We start from the raw sequence: 2,668 nt of genomic DNA on the forward strand, positions 1-2,668 counted from the left end.
GAGCCACAGCGAGGCGCCGACAGGCGGGGCAGAGCGCTTTGGTTACTTTGCCGCTTTTGCAAAGTGACTCGCTGTAAGAGCGAAACCATAAGCGGCCGTTACCGCAGCAACGGATATATACCCAAACCCAACCAACACCCAACCACTACTCCGCACTACGCTGCGTATGACTCGATACAAACTGCCGAAACCGCTCAGTCGGCAACCCCTCAAACAACTCCGCCGGGGTGCCCTGGGCATCAATCAACCCATTGGCCATAAACACCACCCGATTGGACACATGCCGCGCAAACCCCATCTCATGGGTCACCACCAACATGGTCCGCCCTTCCTCGGCCAGCGACCGCATCACCCGCAACACCTCCCCCACCAACTCCGGGTCCAGCGCCGACGTCGGCTCATCAAACAACATTACTTGCGGGTTCATCGCCAACGCCCGGGCAATCGCCACCCGCTGCTGCTGCCCACCCGACAAATGCGCCGGGTAATAATCACGGCGATCATAAAGCCCCACCTTGTGCAGCAGTTGCTCAGCTTCCTCCACACACTCGGCCTTCGAACGCTTGAGCACCCGCATCGGCCCCTCGATGACATTTTGCAAAACCGTCATATGCGACCACAGGTTAAAACTCTGGAACACCATGCCCAGCTTGCTGCGCATGGTCTCCACCTGCCGCGTGCTGCCAGGCAACAACCGACCGTTGCGCTGGCGCTTGAGCTCGATGGTTTCGCCGTCGAGCACAATACTGCCCTCGTCCGGGGTTTCCAGCAGGTTGATACAACGCAGGAAAGTGCTCTTGCCCGAACCGCTGGCACCGAGGATGGAAATCACGTCACCTTTGTGAGCCTCCAACGAGATCCCCTTGAGAACCTGTGCCGAACCGAAAGCCTTGTGAATGTTGTTAACCGTAAGGGCGCTCTGAATCTGAGTACTCATGACAAGCTCCGCTGCAATCAGGAATGAGAAATAGGTTCGGGGGTTTGCTTGACCGGCAGGTCTTTCGGCCGCTCACGCAGATGGGGCGACAGACGATGTTCAATCCAGGCCACCACACGCACCACCAGGAAATTCAGGATCAGGTAGATCAACGCCGCACAAATGAACACTTCCATGGTGCGGTAGGTACGCTGGATGATTTGTTGTGCCACGCCGGTGACGTCCCACACGGTGACCAGGCTGGCCAGCGCGGTGGACTTGACCAGCAAGATGGCCTCGGTGGAATAGGCCGGAAGCGCCTGGCGCAAGGTGACGGGGCCGATCACTCGCCACAGCAGGGTCCAACGCCCCATGCCCACCGCCTGCCCCGCTTCGATCTGCCCTTGAGGCACGCTCAGCAGGCCACCGCGAATGATTTCAGCGGTGTAACCGGCGGTGCACAGCGCCAGGGAGACCACGGCGCAGCCATAAGGCGACCTCAACACCACCCACAGGAAGCTGTCGCGAATCGCCGGGAACTGCCCCAGGCCGTAATAGATCAGGAACATCTGGATCATCAGCGGCGTGCCGCGAAACAGCATGATGTAGAAACGCGCCGGGTAGCTGAGGAATGGCCAGCGGCTGACGCGCATGGACACCACGCCCAGCGACAGCAGCAACCCCAGGGTCAGGGACGAAAAAAACAAGGCCAGGGTGATGGGCAAGGCACCCAGCAACTTGAGCATGGTGTCGGCAAGAAAGGCGAAATCGATCATGGCAAACGGTCCCTTCTCACGACTGTGCAGGATTGCGCCGCTGCGTACGCTGTACGCGCGCTTCGGCAATATTGAAAAGACGGCCCGAAAGCCCGGTCAGAATCAGGTAGCACACGCCGCCGACGATGTAGAACGTGAAGTACTGGCGCGTGGAACCCGCCGCCACCTGGCTGGCGCGCATCAGTTCCACCAGGCCAATCACCGAAATCAGCGCGGAGTCTTTCAGGCTCATTTGCCAGACGTTGCCCAGGCCCGGCAGCGCGTACCGCCAGATCTGCGGGATCAGCACCCGGCGAATCCGCGTTGCGCGGTTCATGCCGATCGCCAGTGCTGCCTCAAGCTCACCCTTGGCCACCGCGATAAAGGCACCGCGATAGACCTCAGCCTGATACGACGCCGAGATCAATCCGACGGCGATGGCCCCCACCATGAACGGCGGGACATCGACATAGCCTTCACCGCCAAACCAGTGATTGACGGCCGTCACCACACTGGCACCGCCGAAATAGAACAGGTAGATCACCAACAGCTCCGGAATCCCCCGGAACAGGATGGAATAGGCATCCCCCAGGTATCGCAAGGCACGCTTTTTGGAAAGCTTGGCCATGGCCACCAGGCTGCCGACCAGCGCACCGACCACCAGCGCCGCAAGGGTCAACAACACGGTCATGAGGGCGGCCTTGAGCAAGGCCATCCCCCAACCCGTGTCGCCAAAACTGAGCATCTGCATGAGACTCATCAAGTCACTCCTACCGAAAACACATAAAGCACCGGAACCTTGAAATCCGTCTCAACCTGCCCGACGTCCATGAAGCAAAGGGTGCAACTGCCTGCCTGGTTTACTTGACCATCGGCAGGTTCAAACCCTGCTCCTTGGCGCAATCAATCGCGATCTGGTAGCCCGCATCCGCATGACGCATCACGCCGGTCGCCGGGTCGTTGTGCAGCACGCGAGCGATACGCTCGGCGGCTTCGT

4 protein-coding genes are annotated in these 2,668 nt (G+C 59.9%); all 4 read right to left on the bottom strand.

Annotation, left to right across the window (positions count from 1 at the left end):
* Window positions 1–145: 145 nt before the first annotated feature.
* A complete protein-coding gene (locus tag HX821_RS31615) occupies window positions 146–937 on the bottom strand; it encodes an ABC transporter ATP-binding protein (RefSeq protein WP_003220035.1) in 792 nt (263 codons plus the stop codon).
* Between the two features lie 17 nt (window positions 938–954).
* Window positions 955–1,692: an ABC transporter permease gene (locus HX821_RS31620; protein ID WP_102369535.1), complete on the bottom strand. Its 738-nt coding sequence runs from the start codon at window positions 1,690–1,692 to the stop codon at window positions 955–957.
* A gap of 16 nt (window positions 1,693–1,708) precedes the next feature.
* Window positions 1,709–2,431: an ABC transporter permease gene (locus HX821_RS31625; RefSeq protein ID WP_003220032.1), complete on the bottom strand. Its 723-nt coding sequence runs from the start codon at window positions 2,429–2,431 to the stop codon at window positions 1,709–1,711.
* Between the two features lie 100 nt (window positions 2,432–2,531).
* The coding region (locus tag HX821_RS31630; protein WP_177010130.1) for a hypothetical protein at window positions 2,532–2,668 on the bottom strand (137 nt) is incomplete at its 5' end.

The organism is Pseudomonas sp. B6001 (genome assembly GCF_013386015.1).
GTDB lineage: Bacteria > Pseudomonadota > Gammaproteobacteria > Pseudomonadales > Pseudomonadaceae > Aquipseudomonas.